Below are 16,660 nucleotides of genomic sequence, written 5' to 3'. Positions count from 1 at the left end.
AGTATCGAGTTTAGCGCTCTCCACCGGCCGGGGGCAAGTTGGCGCCGATGTGCGCCCCCTTAGCGATCGGGCGCGGGGGAACGATCGGTCAAAAATTCGTTTTCTTGGGGGTTGGCCGAAAACACCTGGAGGCGCAAGGTTTCGGTGGTGCTGGCGCTGTCTCCATTGGCTGATTCGGTCGCTTTGGCGGTCACTCCCAGTATGAGCTCGGGGGGAGAGTTTGCCAGGGGGGTCAAAATCAACCCGCGGAGTTGGGCGGGAGTGAGTGTCCAGCAGCCCTTGCGTTGGGGATGACCGGCGGAGAGTTTGACGGTGTAAGGGACGCCGCAGATATCAATGGTAAGTTCCTCCGATCCGTCTTGGTCCTCGAGTCGGGACCATATCTGCAGGGGAATGGGGGTGAAGCGGTCACCCGGTGCGGCCGACACCTTGAGCTGCGGCATGTCCGCCACCGCTCGAACCTTCGCCTCGACGGAAGCGGTCGCCAGTCGCTGCCCGGAGGTGCGGTGGAATCCCTGGATGGAGAAGGAAAAATCCCGGTCGCTGTGCGGCGGCGGAGTAAGGGTGAGCCCCGTCAAACCGGTGCTCGGAAGGAGCCACCTATCCCCCTCCCTGCGGCCTGCGGAGAGATGGACGCTCGGCGGCAAGCCGTGAAGCTCCACAGCCAGGTCGGAGGCCAGTTGCGGGGTGACGCGGATGTCGAGGGGAATGGGGGTATCTTCATACCCCCGGATCTTCCGGGGAACCTGGAGGCGGCCCGCTTCGGCCTCCGACTCGCTTGGTGCCATGGGCGTGGTAGCAGGAAGCGGAGAGATGGGTAGCCCCGGTTTCGCTTGTCTTGCTTCCGGTCTCTGCGGCGGAAGAGGCTTCGACAAGTGTCTGGAGGCATCCATGTGTTTGTAGGGTCCCAACAGATACATCATTGAAGCCCCCAGCATCATCGACACCCACATCAGGAGAAGGAGCGTCAGTGATCGGCGGCCCAGGCGTCTCCCTTGGCGAGGACGATAGGGCGGAGATTCGAGACTGGCGGCGGTGAACGTTTGGAGCGTTACCGTTTCCTCGGGCTCGGGGAGTTCGTCGAACCGCGGTGTCGTGATGGGGGAAGCTTTCCCGGCGATGGCGGGCTCCTCTTCGTCCGTGAAAGATTGTTCCCGGGCCACCTGCTCCACCAGGGTCTCGGTAATGACGCGCTCGTTCTCCAACGCCGCCACCATCATGGCGTTCGAACAGAGCACTTGGATGCGTGCGGGAACCCCGCCCGTGTATCGGGCCACCCGTTGAACGGCTTTCTCGGAAAACAGCTGAGGTGAATCGCAGCCGACGGCTTTCAAGTGCTGACGAATGAATGGCCCCACTTCGTTTTTCTCGAGGGGTGCCAGCCGGATGGGCGATTCAGCCGCCGCTTCCAGACCTACGGCGCGGAGCTTGGTCAACAAGGTCGGCCGGCCTGCGAGAACGACATGCATCCGCCCCCGGTGAGTAAAGTCGGACTCGGAATTTCGAATCAGCGCCCCGAGGATGTCCTCCGAAAGTCCGTCGGCTTCGTCCAGGAGCAGTACTCTGCCCTTGCCCTCCTCCCTGCCGCTTGAGGGGGAAGGGGGGGGATCGCCCGCCGTGGCGGTTTCGGTCAATTCAGAAATCGAAGCGACGGGATTACAGAAAAAGGACACGGCGTAATCCGCTTCGGCCAGTGCTTGGGATAGGCGGCGTAGCAACGATGTCTTGCCGGTTCCCGGTTCGCCGATAACCAGCAAGTGCCTCGCGCCGGCACGGATATGGGCCAAAAGCCGCCGATAGCCTAGTGCTTGAGAAGGACTCAGGGAGACGTGGCGCGGATCGGGAGAACGCCGAAAGGGTTCTTGTCGGCAACCGAAATAGGAGGCGAGCATCTGATAGATGCCCGGTGCCTCTTGCATGGATCTTTCTCCCAAAGGACCTCAGGGACATAAGCAGTAAAGCTTCAAGCAATGTATTCCAGGACCGGGAAAGTGTCAATAAATCTGGGGCGGTTTGGGTTTCCCTGGATCTGCTGAACCCCGTCTCCCGCTGGGGCCAGAGGGCAAGTGGAACCTGCTCTGGGAAAGGGGGGCACTGTGTCCGGTGAAAGATGTCTCATGGTAATCAAGACACGATCATCTCGATGGGAGTCGATGGATGTGCCATGATCCGAGCGAACGCATCGACCTTAAAAGTCATTCCGGCCGGGTGCGGGTCTGGGCAGGTGACACCTTGATTGCCGACACGCGCAAGGCGATCGAGCTGCGCGAAACCGGTTATCCGCTCAGGCTATACATTCCGCGCGAGGACGTGGAGATGACACGCTTGCGGCGATCGGCCACCACCACCCATTGCCCTTTCAAGGGCGATACCACTTATTATTCGATCGAGCTGGACGGCGAGACGATCAGGGACGCAGCCTGGAGCTACGAGGCGCCGTTCGAAGCCGTCGCCCCTATTCGAGGACGACTCGCTTTCGATCCCGAGCTGATTCGGATTCAAGGGGGCGGCGACAGGTCAGGTTAAAGATCAGCCGGATCGACGCGCAGTATCTTGTCGTCGCCTGTATGCACCCGGCCGCGGCCGTCGCGGTTGCTGGTGGCGAAATAGAGCATGCTGTCGGGCCCTACGGCAACGGCGCGGATGCGTCCGAATTCCTCCACGAAATGGGCGTGAAAACCGGCCACTTTTTCCCCTTGTATCCGGGTTGCGTAAAGGGCCTGTCCGCGCAGGCCGCCGAAGAACAAGCGTTTGTCGAGCCAGGCCAAATCCGCCGGCGCCCAGGTGTAGTCGGGGCCGGAATGCTTTACCGGCGGATGCATGCCGGATTCGGTTGCGTCGCCTTCGATCGCGGGCCAGCCGTAGTTGGCGCCCGGCTGGATCAAATTCAGCTCGTCGAATCCGCTGCGCAAGCCGGAGCGGCCGTGCTCGGTGCTCCACAGTCGTCCGGAATCGTCCCAGGCCAGGCCTTGAGGATTGCGGTGCCCCCACGACCAGAGCAAGGAATCGAAGGGGTTGTCCGGCGGTATTTCGCCGTTGTCGGTGACCCGCAAAATCTTGCCGTTGAGCGTATTGCGCGTCTGGGCCAGCTCGGATTGGGTCGCGTCGCCGGTGGTGATGTAGAGGTAGCCGTCCGGTCCGAAGGCGAGGCGTCCGCCGGTATGGAAGCTGGCCGCCGGGATGTTATCCAGAATCGTCTTGGCGTCGATCAGGCCCAGTTCGGTGAGCCGATAGCGCGTCACCCGATTGACCGCTTGCCCCGCTTTTTGGCTGGTGTGCATGAGATAAATCAGGCGGTTGGCGGCGAAATTGGGATGCAGCGCCAAACCCATGAGGCCGCCTTCGCCTTGATGATGAATCGAAGCGACTGTCCAAGCGTGGCCGTCCTCGGGGTGAACCGGTGCGTCGTCCGGGTCCGGAATCGGCAGTTTCAGCAGCCGTCCCGGGCGCTCGGTAACCAGCATATCGCCGTCCGGCAGGAACCGGATTTCCCAGGGAATTTCCAAGCCTTCGGCCACCACTTGGACGTGGATGCCCGGCGTTTCGGTCGTCATGCCTTTCTGCCCCGCCGGCGGCTCACCGGGGGACATGAACATCCGCACCACCGGTTTGCAGAAGGAAAGCAGCAAGGCCGCCAGAATCAATCCCGTCGCCGTGATCGCAACTTTTTTCATGATGCCCCTCCGGTGTGTTTGGCCCCGAACTCGGAAGCCATTCTGACACAATTTCTTGAAATCGCAGTCCCTTCGCCGGTTGATTTATACTGCGACCATGATGCGCATGAGCAGGATATGTCAAAACGTGGTCGACCTAGCCCGGGCGGCGATGGTGATCTTCCTGTTGGTCTGGATGGGGGAGGGCGCGGTCCGGTCGTTGGAAGCATGCGAATCGGGGCGGCAGGTTTCGGATCTACCTATGCCGCGGCGCGTTCTGCTGGTGCCGCTGTTGCGAGCCGAGCCGGGCACCGAGGAAAGCGAGTACTGGCCCGAACGTCCGGCGAGGATCATCGAACGTTTTTATCGGCGTCGCTTCGGGGCCGACGTGACCTGGTTGCCGGAAGTGCGAATCTGGGCGGACTATTACCGGCAGGTGGACCGGTTGCGGCAACAATCGGCCCCCTTCGATCGGGTAATCTTCATCGGTCACGGCGGCTTCGACGGCCCCATTCTCAACCAGGAGACGCTTCGAGAAAAGAGGAACATGACGGGATCGCACCGCAGCGTCACCCGAATCCGCGAATCGCAGCCCGGGATCGAAAAGGTATTGACCATTCGCTACGACGCCGGTGAAAACGCGGCTTTCAGCGAATTCATGGCGTCCCATTGGGACCGGCTGCGCGACAAAAGCGAAGTGGAATTACGCGAACTTCTGACCCGGGTGGAGCGGGAAGTTCAGCCCGTCGACGCCGCTTGTTTCGAGTTTCACTGTTCCTATGCCCGCCTATATGAAATCGAGGACCCGGTGGCGCGTGCGAATCGTCGCGAGCTCTGTCGCGCGGTCTGCCGCAAGCCACTGTTCGTCGTCGAGTCGGAAGAGCGGGTGGCGGCGGACAGGTTTTATCGGTTTACGGAGGGACTCAAGTCGCTGGTCGACCCCGCCGGCTTGATCTTTTTCGGCGCCTGCAATCCCGGCACCGAGGTGCCTGAAATCGAACCCGATTTCAAGACCCACGGGACAATGGCCTATTCGAGCCTGGCCGGCGGTCCCCATGACAGCTACGTGCGCTTGCTCGCGGCGGCCACCGATCGCATTGTTGCCGGTCCCATCGGCAAGAGCAGCGCCGCCGATATCGTCAATCGCATTCGGCTCCTCGAGCAAGGCCGCTCCCAGCATTATTTACGTATCAGCGACCCGGGGCCAGCGTGTGGCGGAGATTGAAACCTAACCGCTCCGGTGCCCCGAATATTTCGTCGGTATCCCGGGAGCCAGGCGCTGTTGATTTTCAAGAAGGAACCGGAGAAAACGCGTCATATCCTACCTCCGAGCGGTCAAGATTCGCTGCTCTCCTTCTTTAAGAACATGGGTTTTCGGGAAAGTTTATTTTTTGTGGTGTACCCCTTGCTTTCAGTGCGCATTCAACTCCTCGAATTGGATTGCCGCCAATCTGGCGTAGAGGCCGCCCTGTTGGATCAGCTCGTGGTGCTTGCCCACGGCGATAATTTCCCCGCGATCCATCACCACGATACGGTCGGCCTTAAGCACGGTGGAAAGGCGATGGGCGATCACCAGGGTGGTGCGGCCTCGCATCAACCGGTCCAGGGCGGATTGAACCAGGCGCTCGCTTTCAGCATCCAGGGCGCTGGTGGCTTCGTCCAGAAGCAGAACCGGCGGATTTTTCAAGATGGCGCGGGCGATGGCGATGCGCTGCCGTTGGCCGCCGGAAAGGCGAATGCCACGTTCGCCCAAGAAAGTCGCATAACTTTCGGGTAACGCCCGGATGAACCCGTCCGCCGCCGCCAGCCTGGCGGCGGCATGCACTTCTTCGTCGCTTGCCCCCGGTCTGCCGTAGCGGATGTTTTCCAGGGCGCTGTCGGCGAAAATGACGGTTTCCTGGGGAACGATGCCGATATGACGACGTAGTTCGCCCGGTTCGACCCGCCGCAAAGGAATTCCGCCCAGGCGGATGACGCCGGCCTGGGGGTCGTAGAACCGCAGCAGCAGTTGAAATACTGTGCTCTTGCCGGCTCCCGAGGGGCCCACCAGGGCCAGGCGTTCGCCCGCGGCGACCTCCAGGGAAAAATCCCGAAGCGCCGCTTGGCCGGGGCGGGAAGGGTAATGAAAAGTGACCGCCTCGAACCGGATGGGACCGCGCGACGTGTCCGGCAGGGAAGTCGGCGGCGGCGACGTTTCGATGCGGGTGCGGGCGTGAAGCAACTCCAGCAATCGCTCCATGGCCCCGGCGGCCCGCTGAACCTCGCCCCAAACCTCGCTGAGGGCGGCGCTGGCGGTGGCCACCATGGCGGCGTAAAGTAGGAATTGGCCCAATTCCCCCACGCTCATATTTCCGGCGATCACATCGAGAGCGCCGATCCACAATACCAGGAGGACCGCGCCGAACACCACCAGGATGGCGAACGCCGAAAGCAGGGAACGCGCCAGAATGCGCCGCCGAGCGGCAGCGAAGGCCGATTCCACCACCGCGGCGAAGCGTCCGGTCTGCAAGCGTTCCAGGGTGAAAGCCTGCACCATGGGCATGGCGCTCAAAGTTTCCCCGGCCACCGCGCTGGCCTCGGCCAGGCGATCCTGGCTTTCTCGGGACAGGCGTCTCACCTTGCGACCGAAAACGATCAAGGGAAACACCGCCAGCGGCACCAAAACCAGAATCCATCCGGTGAGCCTGGGGTTGGTCGCCGCCAGCATGATCAGACTGCCCCCCAGCATGAAAGCGCTGCGCAGGGCGATGGAAATGCCCGCCCCCACCACCGATTGCACCAAGGTGGTGTCGGCGGTGAGCCGGGAAAGCACTTCGCCGGGCCGGGTCTCCTCGAAAAACGCGGGGCTCAAATGGATCACATGGCCGTAGACTGCGCGTCGAATATCGGCGACGATGCGCTCTCCCAGCCACATGACCAGGTAAAAACGGCTCGATGCGAACAGCGCAAGGGCCGCCGCCAATCCCAGGAGCAGCAGAAAATGACGGTTGATTTCGGCGAGGGGGGCTTCACCGAGTCCCAGATCGATGATGCCGCGGATCGCCCAGGGGAGCGCCAAGGCGGTACCGGCGGCGAGGGTGAGCAGAATCAGGGCGAGTCCCAGACGACCCGCATAGGGTTTAAGAAAAGGCAAAACGCCCCTCAGGGCGCGAAGACCGCCTCCGCGGTCTGCCGCGCCGGACGGCCGCGATGCTGTTCCCGACTTATCCTCCATGGATCGTTACTATACCTTCTTAATGGCCGCCGGCACCCATTTGCCTCCGGCATATCCCTTTTGCCCGGGAGAAGCGGAAAGAACCCTAATTCAGTCTTCGATCGCAGGGGCGATGTTCCAGACGTTTGAGATCGTCGGGGTTTCCCAGTACGGCACAGCGGGCAATCAGGCGCTGCATGTCGGGTTCGGCCAAGATATCCCCGATGGCGACGACTTTCCCGGCGATGAATCGTAGAATCCCCGAATGGCTGCGGCTCAAACTTTCATCCGCCGACTGATTGATCGCCGCGGCCAGGGTTCATGGGGTGAGTCGCCGAACCCCAGCGGGGATGGTTCAACTTGCCTCGCAGCCAATCGCGATATTCCGCCTCGCTGCGGAAATCCGCCCGGTTCGGAAAATACCCTACGCTTGCCTGAAACCAGAGAATCATTCCCATCGGGATCTCGTCAGATCGTCTGAAGAGTTCAACCGCAAATGCATCCGCTTCTTGTTCATGGCGTTGGGAAACCTTTGCCGGCACGGAGCCATTGCCCGGATGACGCCGTCGCAAATGCTCTAGTTCGTGGGCAAGAATGAAGGCCCACGCCGTGTTGCGAAAGCGCAGTGACAAATCGTCCACCCGTGTATCCTTTTCCCAGATCCGTGCCGGAACGCCCAGTGCCGTCAGGGGGTTCGGCAGGCGGGAACCGGGAAAGTCGCCAGGCCGCCGATATTTCAGCATCGCCAGATATTCATCGATGGGTTCCAGGCTGTATTGATAGACGTGCCGCCAGGCGTAGGCCATACTCAAGTCCTCGATGAACTTGAGGGTTAATACGGGGAGGACTACGGTGGGAATTCCGTCTATTCTACCCGAGAAGGCGTTCAGCGGACCGTTCCCCTTTAACGGAAGCAGGATGCGGACGTCGGGGAGTGCTCGTCGCTCCTCTTCTTTCATCAGGCTCCAGAGACGCTGCGAGAAGAGCTCGTCGATCCGTCGCTCGTATCTGGCTTGAGCGTGAACCAATTCCCTCTCCGCGTACATATCGTTTACCTCCTCGGCGTATGCCTGCAGCGAAACGAATAGCAGGGCCGGCAACAAAATCTTGATCATCGAGGTTCCTCTCTACCGTGAGTGAAAAATGCCGCCGCCGTGCGGAACGCTTCCGAGTCGACCGCTTTGCCGCCTTCTTCCGCCCAAAGCAGGAAGTCTTCGAATGAGCCCCAGTCCCGGTCCCAAACGCTTTTCATGAGGTGTAGTTTGGTTGCTAGCAGAGTTTTCCGTACATGCCGCTGCTGGGCCGTCGAAAGCTTCGAATCAAGCAGGGGCGGCAGTTGATTCAGGAAGGCGATATGTTGTTGTACCCGGAGTCGATCGAACGTCAATTCCTGATCGGGTGAAATGGACGGAATGTGATTGGTCGGGGTGCCGATGCCCGAGATGGCGGCCCCGATTCCGGACCATTCCCGTTGGCGGTACGCGTCACCCGCGATTTTCGATTTTTGCTCGCTGTAGCGGACTGGAAAGGCGAGCGATGCACCGACGACTCCCGCTCCGAACAGAGCGAAAAATACGCCCGGTCCGATCCGGCTGATCATCACGGTCAAATCGCGGGGTAGCTTGACTTCGATCCGGCCGTCGCCGGTGGTGTCAACGGCGTAGAAAAGCCGATAGCCCAAATAAATGGCGATACCACCGATGGCGACGGCGATCATTCGTTCCAGAATACGAAATAGAAATATTTCCATGTTCAACACCTCATGCAGTCGGCGTCATGGACGCGACGAGGCCTTCCTTGGCATCGTCGCGGAGAGATGTGTTTCCGTTCCTTTTCTTGCGGAAAAATCAGCGGACGAAATCGTAGGTGGACAAAGGGCCCGGTCTGACCCCGCGCAGTCCGCCGTGAGTCAATTCTTCCGGACTGACCCATCGGTCGGCTGGACTTCCGCCGGAACCGGCGTTGAGACAGCCTGAAGCGCCGTTCACTAGATTCGCCCAGCAACCCGTCCGCGGGTTGTACAAATAGTAGCCGGGGACAACAGAAGCGCCGAGCATTCGCTCCAGAACCAGCAATTCATTCGGTCGTAATTCCTTGCCGTTCACGAACACGTCGGTAGCCTGTGCGGTCCCGCCCAGAAAAAGCAGACCGGCCATAACAGCCGTAACAAAGCGTAATTTCATTTTAGGTGACCTTCTCGATATACCGTCTTGAATTAGATACACGGACGAGGACGGCGGAATTCTTCTCGGATGTTGCTCGCCTAACGGAAAAGAATGTCTCGGATTGATGCGACCACTCGATAAGGATCGGATCGTCAGTCGGTACCAAGCCCTTCCGGAGAAGGAAGAGCGACGAATCTGCTTGACTTAGTTCGGAGGGTATGCTTCATTGACTTTGCAACGGTCTTGAAGCATTTTGGCGAAGGGTGGAAAGGCCGTTTAATGCTCGCATTTGTCCGGGAGGTGACCTATGAAACCTCGCGCGTGCTTCACCTTATTAATACTTGGTTTGGTGGCGGCACCCTTCTCGATTCCAAACCTCCTAGCAGGTCCCTCGCCGGAAGAGAGTGCTACGGCTACATTGGACAAACTCCCGGCCACCGGCCGTACCATTGGAGGTCCGGGCGGCATGCAGGACCTCGCTCCGACGGAGGAGCCGGTCTACCTTGTAGGTTCTCCCTATGCCCAGCGGGTCGATCTATGTGCGACCATTTTGAATCTCGGAGGCGGAGATGTGGAGTTAACCGTCCACTATGAGGGGGGGGAGTAGTTATGCGGACGTAAAGTCCGGCATGACCAGGACCCTCTGCGGCGATCGCGTGGACAGCGTGTTCGTGCAATGCCGTAACAATCCCTGCACCTTCCAATGGCGCATCGACGCGGCAACGGTGGTGGAATAACATGTTTTCACGTCGGCCTCTCATATTGATATTCGCTACCCTTCTTTGCTTGCAATCTTTTTTTCCGGCCATCTCCGTCGGATCCGTGCAAATGGACCGGTCCTTTGTTGCGGCCGCTGGCCATATCGTCGATGAAGACGGTCGGAGCGAAGTCGAGCAATTGCTGGACGCTATCGGTCGGGCGGAATCCGTGGAGAAGGCTAGGGGTCTGGCGCTGGAGCCCACTGACGCCGCCCTCGGCGCTCTCGATACCGCTCGCACTTTGATGCCGGCTAGTAGTGAACTCGAATCGGCCCGGAAGCGTCTCATGAACATGCGTGACCGAATCGCTGCGGCCGACAGCCCGGATCGCGTGGCGGATGAGATGGAAGGATTGATGCTGGCCGGATTGGACGACGACAGTGTCGTCGATATGGACGTGGGCGGTCACGGATGCCACTATTCAACCGGGGAAGTCATCGCCATCGTCATCGGATTGCTACTGGGCATCATTCCCGGCCTGCTCATGCTCGTCGTGCTTTGCTGAGTTGCGTAAATTATCGACAAAAGGAATATCCCACCCTTTGCTAAGCGCGATTTCCTCAAACGCCTCTCCCGATTGAACCGAATTCGGGGGGATGGTTTATACTTCGCCGAAATCGCATGTCACTCAATCTTGAACATACCGACGAATGAATGGAAAATCCGTACTGAAGATAACTTATGTCACCGCCCGGCGGCTGGTAGTGGCGCTGATCGGCGGCACCTTGGTCTTGATCGGAATCGTGATGATCGTTTTTCCCGGCCCCGCCATGATCGTGATCCCCTTGGGCTTGGCGGTGCTCGGAGCCGAATTCGCCTGGGCGAGGCGTTGGTTGCACCGATTGAAGGAGGAAACCAACAATCATCTGGATAAAATCCGGGAAATCGGAAACAACCATTTGAATAAAATCAAGAAGCTCCGAAACAATAACGGCTAAGTGTTTTAAAGCGCTTGTTTGCAAATCCGAAAAGGCGGGTATCGGGCGTTCGTCCGAAGGCCGATACCCCCACAGCAATTGTAAACCCGCTCTTAATTGCCCGGGCTCGTCCCTGAGCCGCTGGGCCGCCTTGCTTCAAGCGGCTTCTTTTGTCTGCGGCGGCGGGGTTTTCCGGTATTCGTCGTAGAGGTGCTGGACGAACTTGCCTGCCGGGCGCGTCCTCAGTTCGGACATGACCTCGAACATTTCCGGCGGGACCCGATCGATGGTCGGCAAATGGCCGCCGTAGCCGTCGGCGAGCACCATGGGCGCCGCCGAGGTGGCGAAGGCGAGATCGGCGAGGGTCAGCCGGTCGCCGGCCAGGAACGGACGTCCGTCGGCGAGCAGGGCATCGATCTTGTCGAAGCCGGCCAGGACCCGATCCAGGCCCTTTCGGGCGCTTTCGGGGGTGAGATCGAGTCCTTTGAACATGAGCGACTTGATGAGTCCGTAGCCGAAGGTCAGAAACAAGGTTTCCCACCACGGGACACCGGTGGTGAAGCTCGCCCAGGTCAGGTCTTTGCGCGGCAGGAAATGATAATAGCACCAGTCCACCGTGCCTTTTCCGAGGCCGAATCGCACCTCGTTCTGCAGTTTCATGACTTCGTCGTGGAGCGCCTTTTCCGCGACCGGGTCGGGAACCAGCCGGTTTTCCGGGGCGGCGAGGGGATCGAGGGCTTCCACCATCGCCTTGATCGCCGGATACTTCCGGCCTCCCGAGATGAACAAGGGGTACTGATCCTTCCCCACCCCGTACCATTTGAGCGCCAGAATATGGAAAACCGGCGCGTGGGGATGCTCCTCGTAGTCGATCCCCCAATGCTGGAGGAGCCAGCGGCCGAGATCCACATCCACGCTCGGCAAGAGAGTGACGAGAAAGGGTTTTTTGGCCATGATGAGTCTCCTGTAGTCGCTTCAGGCCGGATCGAATTCGACGACGAAGTGCTGGGGGAAGGGGGTGCCGCCGGTGTCGATCTGTCCCGCACCGCCCGCCGCGCGCCGCAAGTTGTTGCGCGTCAATAAGGGTTTCAGGGTGGCGGGGATCACTACTCGGTTGATGGCGGCGCCGAAGCAGGTGTGCATGCCGTAGCCCCAATGGATGTAGGTTTCCCAGGGGCGATCGGTGCGGAACGCGCCGGCGTCGGGCACGTCCAGCCGGTCGAACATGGCCGACAAATTGGCCGCGAAAACCATCTGTCCCTGTTTGATTTGGATCGACCGCAGGTTCGATCGGGCGATCACCGTATCGCGGGTGGCGCGTCGATAGATCACCGGGTTGTGGGGATTGAAGCGCAGCGCCTCCCAAAGGTATTGCGCCATCTGCTCGTCGTCGTCGGCCTGGGCCGCGGCCTGCGCGCCCGCCAGGGCATCGGGCCGCCGCAGCAGCTCGTCCAGGGCCAGACAGCATGCCTTGCTGATGGTGGGGATGGCGCCCACCAGAAGGCCCAGCAGGTTGTTGCGGATGCCGAGATCGCTCATCCCCGGCGTGCCGGCACTCTGCAGCGCGAGGCATCGATTCAGGACGTCGTCGTTTTCGGTGAGTGAGGCTTTGCGTTGGGCGATGGCTTCGTCGAGGTAGGCTCGAAGTTCGGCCGCGTAGCGCATGGATTTCTCGTCCAACTCGGGGTCGGCGCCGAGATCGCCGAACAGGTACCAGAACAGGGTGGTGGTCCAATCCTGCATGGCCTCGGCGCTGGGGCCGCCGGTTCCGAAATAGGTCGCGGTCATGTCCCAGGGCACCTGAAGGGTCAAGTCCTTGGGCAGATTCAATTTGCCGCCGCTTTCGGCGACCTGTGCTTCAGCCACTTTCCGGGCGCGCGGGAGGACGATCTCGGCCACGTCGGAGCGGCGCGCCGCCAGCCGCATATCGGAGACGTCGCGTTCGTAATCCCAGCCGGGCTGCATTCCCAGAAAGAAATTTTCGCCTTCGGTGAGCCGGCGCATTCGGGGGCCGTAGACCACTTCGAAATCCGCATCGCGCGACAACACCTCGCGCACGTCTCTTCCTCGGGTCACCACTGCGGTGCCGGTGTTTTCATAGGATTTCACCAGCACCCGGGACAGGGCGAGGTTGGGGAGAAAGGCGCGCAGGATGGCGAAAATCGCCCTTTGGGCGGGGGCGGCGGTGAGTCGGGACACCAACCGTTCCTTCAGGCTGCCGGAACCGACGAGCGCGGACAGTCCCATGCCCACTATTTGAAGAATACTCCAGAATCCTTCCAGCCAGACGAGCAAGATGCGCATCGGGGTCACGAAAAGGTTTTTGAGCGCGTCAATCATTGTTTTTATCTCCTGTTGTATGTTTTCTCCATGAGGGATTTGCCCCCATTCAACAGTCTTGCTAAAGGCGTAGGGGATGGGATTTTCGGGATGTCGGGTGTTTCCGAAAGCCGTTTCCCCCACGCCCACACGACGAACCTATTGGGATAGGCTTTAGGTGGGATCGACAATGCCCATGGCCATCATTCGCAGCGCCGTCATAGATGGCAGGAAGAAATAATCGCCGCCTCTCGTTTCCACGAAGGTTTTGAGGCGGTTCATGATATAGGGCTGCTTGCCGGATTCCGGATCGGAAGGAATCACATGGCGTTTGTGATGTTCGTGATTCCCCAGCAAGGGACAGGTGGTGTTGCCGAGATTGAAATCCAGGCTGTACTGGATCCATTGCTGCTGAATGAATTCGAACTGGCGGAAAATATTGGCGCAAACCACCATGAAGGCGATGCCCTGCTCGGTGGTGTCGTCGCCGGTGCCAAGCGTGGCGGAGCCGTAGGGCAGGCCGCGGCGCAAAATCCGGCGGCGCTTGTTGAGCTGGGTGGTGGCGTCGGGGTTGTCCGAATCCGCTTGGTTCAGGGGGTCGAGGTAGTCGCGGGTGTTGACCCGGCGGAGATGCGACCCCATGGGACATTTGTAACCCTTCATGTCGTCGGCGAAACGGAAATCCGACGCGGCGGGCGAGCGGAGATAGCGGGAAAGGGCGAGGGCGGCTTTTTCGGGGTTGGGATCTTCGAAGCCCCGCTCCTTTCGAAAAGCCTTCCATTCCGCGTAAGTCGGAACCTTGGCCAGCGGCACGCCGTCGGACCAGCGCCCCACCATTTTGGCCTTTAGAGTTTCCTCCGCCTCTTCCCGGGAAACGTCCATGGTGGCGGCATAGGTCTCGGCTTCGGCCGCCATCACCTCGCGGAAGGAGCCCACATTCTCGTGCAGCTTGCGGTACACCAGGAAGCTCCCGTTGTGCATGAAATTTTGCGGCACGGCGGTGGGCGCAAGCTCCTGGCTTTCGTCCGGATAGCCGAGCAGGAATTCGCCCGTGGCCAGCGGTTCCCAGCCGCGCTCGGGCGACATCCATTTGCCCCGGCCCTTGACCACGTCCGGTACTTGTTCGTCCGGGTATTGTCCCTCGAAGACCGGATCGCCGATCCCGTCGGTGAAGCCGAAGTGCTCCTTGGCGGTGGGAACTTTGTAGCCGCCGATATCGGCGAGAATCGCGGAGGCCGACTGATATTCGTCCTCTCCGCTTTGACCGTTGGTGGCCAGGATACGCACTTTTTGATCGAGCTCGTCGCAGAGGCTCCGCAGCCATTGAGTCTGTTTTTCCAGGTCGGAATGGGGCGTGTCTGAGCCTTCGGCGGCGAGCTGGGCATTCATGGAAATCCAGATATGGACGTCCTCGCCGTTGCCGGTTCGATTATTCCGCCAGAGCGGATCCCAGTGGCGGCACCATTCGGAATCGCCGACGTGGGTTTGGGTGGGGTCCCGGTCGCCGAGAATATGGGCGCGGGCCTTCATGCCGTCGATGAATTCGTCGGGCAGGCTCTGCAGGGTTCGGGTGGGCAATTCGAGCTGCAGCAAGCCCATGAAGGTAAAGCCGATATTGAGCGTGACTTTGGGTTTGGTCTCCGGCGTCCAGCGAGCGGCGGTGGTGACCTTGCCGCGCACTTTGTCCACGAATTTGCGCCCCGCCTCCGGGTCCTCGATGTGGAGGAAGAAATAGCGGGCGAAAGGGAAGGAGAAACGACCGTATCCACGGGTGACGTTGCCCTGGATATCGTCCAGATTGAGTTGTCGTGTCATGGCCTCAGATCTCTCTTATTGTTCGAAAATGGCGTTCTTGCGCTGGATCGAGATCACGCCCGGAACCTGGGTGGGCGCCATCTTGTTTTCCGGCTGGGTTTCCGCGATAAAGTCTCCGAAGGCGGCGTGAATCTCGGCATTGCTCTTGCCTTGCATGCGCACGGCGAAATCGGCGAATTTTTGTTGCAGGTAAAGGGACTTGAGCACCGACGGCAGGTCGCCGTATTCGCCCGGCGGCATGGGTTTCTCGCCGTTGCGGAGGGTGTAGGCATAGGCACCCCAAACCGTCAGGGCGGTGGCGATCAGGCCGCCGGCGAAGGTCCAGCCCGGGGTCCAGCCGAAGATCCAAGTCAGCAGCGGCACGCTGCCGGTGAACCAGCCGATCGCCCCCAGCAGTGCGACCAGCAGCGGAACCAGCGCCACCGCCGCCATTCCCTTGACCGGCAGTTGGTGAAGGTTGGGCGGGTTGAGCCAGTAATCGTTGAACGGCATGGTGGTCTCCACCTGACACCGGCGCAGGTAATCGGCGAAACCGTCGGCGTCTTTCACCGTGTCGAAGCCTTCGCAGTTTTCGTAGATCTCGCAAATTTCCGCTTCCATGGTTTCCCACAAGCGGCGGGCATAGGCATCGCGCACCTCATCCTGCTGGGCCTTGCTCAGCTTGGCGGGCAGCGGCGCGCCGTCTTCGGTCACCGCGTCGATATCGGCGACGAACAGCAGGAAGGAATTGGTCAGTTGGTCGACCGGCCGGGGATGGATCGGATCCTCTCCGCTCAGCGCGGTGACGATCGCATCCTGCTTGACGCGACCGTTGAAGACCACGTCGTCGAGCACCATGAATCGGCACAAATGGGTGCGGAGGTTGCGGGCGAAGGGGCTGTTGATTCCGATCTCTTCGGTGGCGGGGGATTGCAGGGCCGTGGGCAGAATCGCCAGGGTCGTCCGTATCTTCTGCTCATGGGAAACCTTGACCCCGCGATCATCCAGAGTGGTTCCCTTTTTGATCGGCGCGAGGGTGGTTAGAAACAAATGACCGGTATCGAAATTGGGCATGATGATGCTCCTTCTGAGGGCGGGTTGGGCTGAGAATTACACTGCGGATTTTGGGCGGGCAAAGAGTTCTTTTTCCGCCCGCCTGACGAAGGGCTTGCGGTTGATATCGGCGTTCTCCGTATCGAGGCTGGCCACCGGCGCATAGCCGGGTTCGCCCATACAGTCCTGCACTTTCAGCAACGCCTGGCGGTAGGAGTGAGCGAACTCTTCGGGGCTTTCCTCGCTATGGCGTCGGGCCAGATCGCGCAAGGTGTCGTAGACCTGCATTCCGTTCTTGATGTCGCGTTGAGCCGCCCCCGGCGTGGCGTTGTAGTAATAATCGGTGTAAATCTGGTTATAGGTAATGTAATTCTTGAACGGGGTGATGGGAATCGAGGCGGGATATTTGGTGGCGGTGTACCAGAACAGGTTCAGCCCGTTGGGGATGCCGTCGGAAAAGGCGTCGATATATTGATCCCAGGTGCCGTTGAAATTGGAGCAGAAGATCATGTAATCGTTCTTCAGGTTCTGTTTTCCCTGACCGAGGTCGGGCCATTGGTCGCGCTTGACGATGATCCAGCGCGCGAAATGAATGATGGAAAGGCCCAGCAGGCCGCCCAGCGTCTGCGGCAGCCCCCGTGCCACCATGAAAATCAGGCGGTTGATCCAGGTGATTTTGGGATTGCTGGGCGTGACCACGTTCATGGCATAAGCTTTACCGGCGATATTGGACATATGCCTTTCCCCCTATTTAAAATTGATGAAATATCCTAATAACCATAGTAGGAATTGGAAGGTTTACAATAGG

At 60.0% G+C, this 16,660-nt stretch carries 16 protein-coding genes; 4 read left to right on the top strand and 12 right to left on the bottom strand.

All coding sequences use genetic code 11. From position 1 onward, the window contains the following. Window positions 1-59 precede the first annotated feature (59 nt). Entirely contained in the window at window positions 60-1,919 is a 1,860-nt protein-coding gene (locus tag H035_RS0116505) for an ExeA family protein (RefSeq protein WP_022950065.1), read from the bottom strand. A gap of 238 nt (window positions 1,920-2,157) precedes the next feature. On the opposite strand from H035_RS0116505, the gene H035_RS0116500 reads away from it, so the two are divergent. Further along, window positions 2,158-2,526, top strand: coding sequence for a DUF427 domain-containing protein (locus tag H035_RS0116500; protein WP_022950064.1), 369 nt, complete (start codon window positions 2,158-2,160; stop codon window positions 2,524-2,526). Here the strand turns inward: H035_RS0116500 and H035_RS0116495 are convergent. After that, window positions 2,523-3,674: a PQQ-dependent sugar dehydrogenase gene (locus tag H035_RS0116495; RefSeq protein WP_022950063.1), complete on the bottom strand. Its 1,152-nt coding sequence runs from the start codon at window positions 3,672-3,674 to the stop codon at window positions 2,523-2,525. The two genes, H035_RS0116500 and H035_RS0116495, sit on opposite strands and share 4 nt — an antisense overlap. Window positions 3,675-3,801: 127 nt before the next feature. Here H035_RS0116495 and H035_RS0116490 point away from each other — a divergent pair, with 127 nt between their 5' ends. Continuing rightward, on the top strand, window positions 3,802-4,878 hold the full coding sequence (locus H035_RS0116490; protein ID WP_026596739.1) for a hypothetical protein: 1,077 nt from the start codon (window positions 3,802-3,804) through the stop codon (window positions 4,876-4,878). Between the two features lie 186 nt (window positions 4,879-5,064). Here the strand turns inward: H035_RS0116490 and H035_RS20375 are convergent, their stop codons facing one another. From H035_RS20375 to H035_RS0116465, 5 genes are all read right to left on the bottom strand, one after another. Then, entirely contained in the window at window positions 5,065-6,798 is a 1,734-nt protein-coding gene (locus H035_RS20375) for an ABC transporter transmembrane domain-containing protein (RefSeq protein ID WP_268741939.1), read from the bottom strand. Window positions 6,799-6,952: 154 nt separating this feature from the next. Then, the gene (locus H035_RS22065) at window positions 6,953-7,126 is read right to left on the bottom strand and encodes a hypothetical protein (RefSeq protein ID WP_161624041.1); all 174 of its coding nucleotides are present in this window, start codon (window positions 7,124-7,126) and stop codon (window positions 6,953-6,955) included. Between the two features lie 4 nt (window positions 7,127-7,130). Next, window positions 7,131-7,961: a M48 family metalloprotease gene (locus tag H035_RS0116475; protein ID WP_022950059.1), complete on the bottom strand. Its 831-nt coding sequence runs from the start codon at window positions 7,959-7,961 to the stop codon at window positions 7,131-7,133. Further along, a complete protein-coding gene (locus H035_RS0116470) occupies window positions 7,958-8,596 on the bottom strand; it encodes a hypothetical protein (protein ID WP_022950058.1) in 639 nt (212 codons plus the stop codon). Before H035_RS0116470 ends, H035_RS0116475 begins: the two co-directional genes overlap by 4 nt. Window positions 8,597-8,693: 97 nt before the next feature. Next, window positions 8,694-9,029, bottom strand: coding sequence for a hypothetical protein (locus tag H035_RS0116465; RefSeq protein WP_152486094.1), 336 nt, complete (start codon window positions 9,027-9,029; stop codon window positions 8,694-8,696). Window positions 9,030-9,839: 810 nt separating this feature from the next. Between H035_RS0116465 and H035_RS0116450 the strand changes: the two genes are divergently transcribed. Continuing rightward, window positions 9,840-10,274 carry a hypothetical protein gene (locus H035_RS0116450; RefSeq protein WP_152486093.1) on the top strand — a complete coding sequence of 145 codons (435 nt, stop codon included), beginning with the start codon at window positions 9,840-9,842 and terminating at the stop codon, window positions 10,272-10,274. Window positions 10,275-10,419: 145 nt separating this feature from the next. Next, window positions 10,420-10,707 (top strand): PGPGW domain-containing protein, encoded by a 288-nt coding sequence (locus H035_RS0116445; protein ID WP_022950053.1) that lies wholly within the window; start codon window positions 10,420-10,422, stop codon window positions 10,705-10,707. Window positions 10,708-10,842: 135 nt separating this feature from the next. Here H035_RS0116445 and H035_RS20370 read toward each other — a convergent pair whose 3' ends face one another. From H035_RS20370 to H035_RS20365, 5 genes are all read right to left on the bottom strand, one after another. Continuing rightward, window positions 10,843-11,640 carry a glutathione S-transferase family protein gene (locus H035_RS20370; protein WP_022950052.1) on the bottom strand — a complete coding sequence of 266 codons (798 nt, stop codon included), beginning with the start codon at window positions 11,638-11,640 and terminating at the stop codon, window positions 10,843-10,845. 21 nt (window positions 11,641-11,661) lie between these two features. Beyond that, window positions 11,662-13,026, bottom strand: coding sequence for a cytochrome P450 (locus H035_RS0116435; protein WP_022950051.1), 1,365 nt, complete (start codon window positions 13,024-13,026; stop codon window positions 11,662-11,664). A 153-nt stretch (window positions 13,027-13,179) separates the two neighbouring features. Beyond that, the gene (locus H035_RS0116430; RefSeq protein ID WP_022950050.1) at window positions 13,180-14,820 is read right to left on the bottom strand and encodes a Dyp-type peroxidase; all 1,641 of its coding nucleotides are present in this window, start codon (window positions 14,818-14,820) and stop codon (window positions 13,180-13,182) included. A gap of 15 nt (window positions 14,821-14,835) precedes the next feature. After that, complete coding sequence (locus tag H035_RS0116425; RefSeq protein WP_022950049.1) at window positions 14,836-15,873, bottom strand: hypothetical protein; 1,038 nt, start codon at window positions 15,871-15,873, stop codon at window positions 14,836-14,838. A gap of 36 nt (window positions 15,874-15,909) precedes the next feature. After that, window positions 15,910-16,587 carry a hypothetical protein gene (locus tag H035_RS20365; RefSeq protein WP_022950048.1) on the bottom strand — a complete coding sequence of 226 codons (678 nt, stop codon included), beginning with the start codon at window positions 16,585-16,587 and terminating at the stop codon, window positions 15,910-15,912. Window positions 16,588-16,660: the final 73 nt, after the last annotated feature.

This window comes from Methylohalobius crimeensis 10Ki (genome assembly GCF_000421465.1).
Classification (GTDB): domain Bacteria; phylum Pseudomonadota; class Gammaproteobacteria; order Methylococcales; family Methylothermaceae; genus Methylohalobius; species Methylohalobius crimeensis.
Note: the sequence above shows the minus strand (reverse complement) of the source record. Positions and strands in the feature narration are given on the sequence as shown.

What these genes read in the sequence shown, in the direction of transcription:
- H035_RS0116505 (WP_022950065.1), bottom strand. Translation starts at nt 1,919, where the DNA reads ATGCAAGAGGCACCGGGCATCTATCAGATGCTCGCCTCCTATTTCGGT.
- H035_RS0116500 (WP_022950064.1), top strand. Translation starts at nt 2,158, where the DNA reads ATGTGCCATGATCCGAGCGAACGCATCGACCTTAAAAGTCATTCCGGC.
- H035_RS0116495 (WP_022950063.1), bottom strand. Translation starts at nt 3,674, where the DNA reads ATGAAAAAAGTTGCGATCACGGCGACGGGATTGATTCTGGCGGCCTTG.
- H035_RS0116475 (WP_022950059.1), bottom strand. Translation starts at nt 7,961, where the DNA reads ATGATCAAGATTTTGTTGCCGGCCCTGCTATTCGTTTCGCTGCAGGCA.
- H035_RS0116470 (WP_022950058.1), bottom strand. Translation starts at nt 8,596, where the DNA reads ATGGAAATATTTCTATTTCGTATTCTGGAACGAATGATCGCCGTCGCC.
- H035_RS0116465 (WP_152486094.1), bottom strand. Translation starts at nt 9,029, where the DNA reads ATGAAATTACGCTTTGTTACGGCTGTTATGGCCGGTCTGCTTTTTCTG.
- H035_RS0116450 (WP_152486093.1), top strand. Translation starts at nt 9,840, where the DNA reads ATGGACCGGTCCTTTGTTGCGGCCGCTGGCCATATCGTCGATGAAGAC.
- H035_RS0116445 (WP_022950053.1), top strand. Translation starts at nt 10,420, where the DNA reads ATGAATGGAAAATCCGTACTGAAGATAACTTATGTCACCGCCCGGCGG.
- H035_RS20370 (WP_022950052.1), bottom strand. Translation starts at nt 11,640, where the DNA reads ATGGCCAAAAAACCCTTTCTCGTCACTCTCTTGCCGAGCGTGGATGTG.
- H035_RS0116435 (WP_022950051.1), bottom strand. Translation starts at nt 13,026, where the DNA reads ATGATTGACGCGCTCAAAAACCTTTTCGTGACCCCGATGCGCATCTTG.
- H035_RS0116430 (WP_022950050.1), bottom strand. Translation starts at nt 14,820, where the DNA reads ATGACACGACAACTCAATCTGGACGATATCCAGGGCAACGTCACCCGT.
- H035_RS0116425 (WP_022950049.1), bottom strand. Translation starts at nt 15,873, where the DNA reads ATGCCCAATTTCGATACCGGTCATTTGTTTCTAACCACCCTCGCGCCG.
- H035_RS20365 (WP_022950048.1), bottom strand. Translation starts at nt 16,587, where the DNA reads ATGTCCAATATCGCCGGTAAAGCTTATGCCATGAACGTGGTCACGCCC.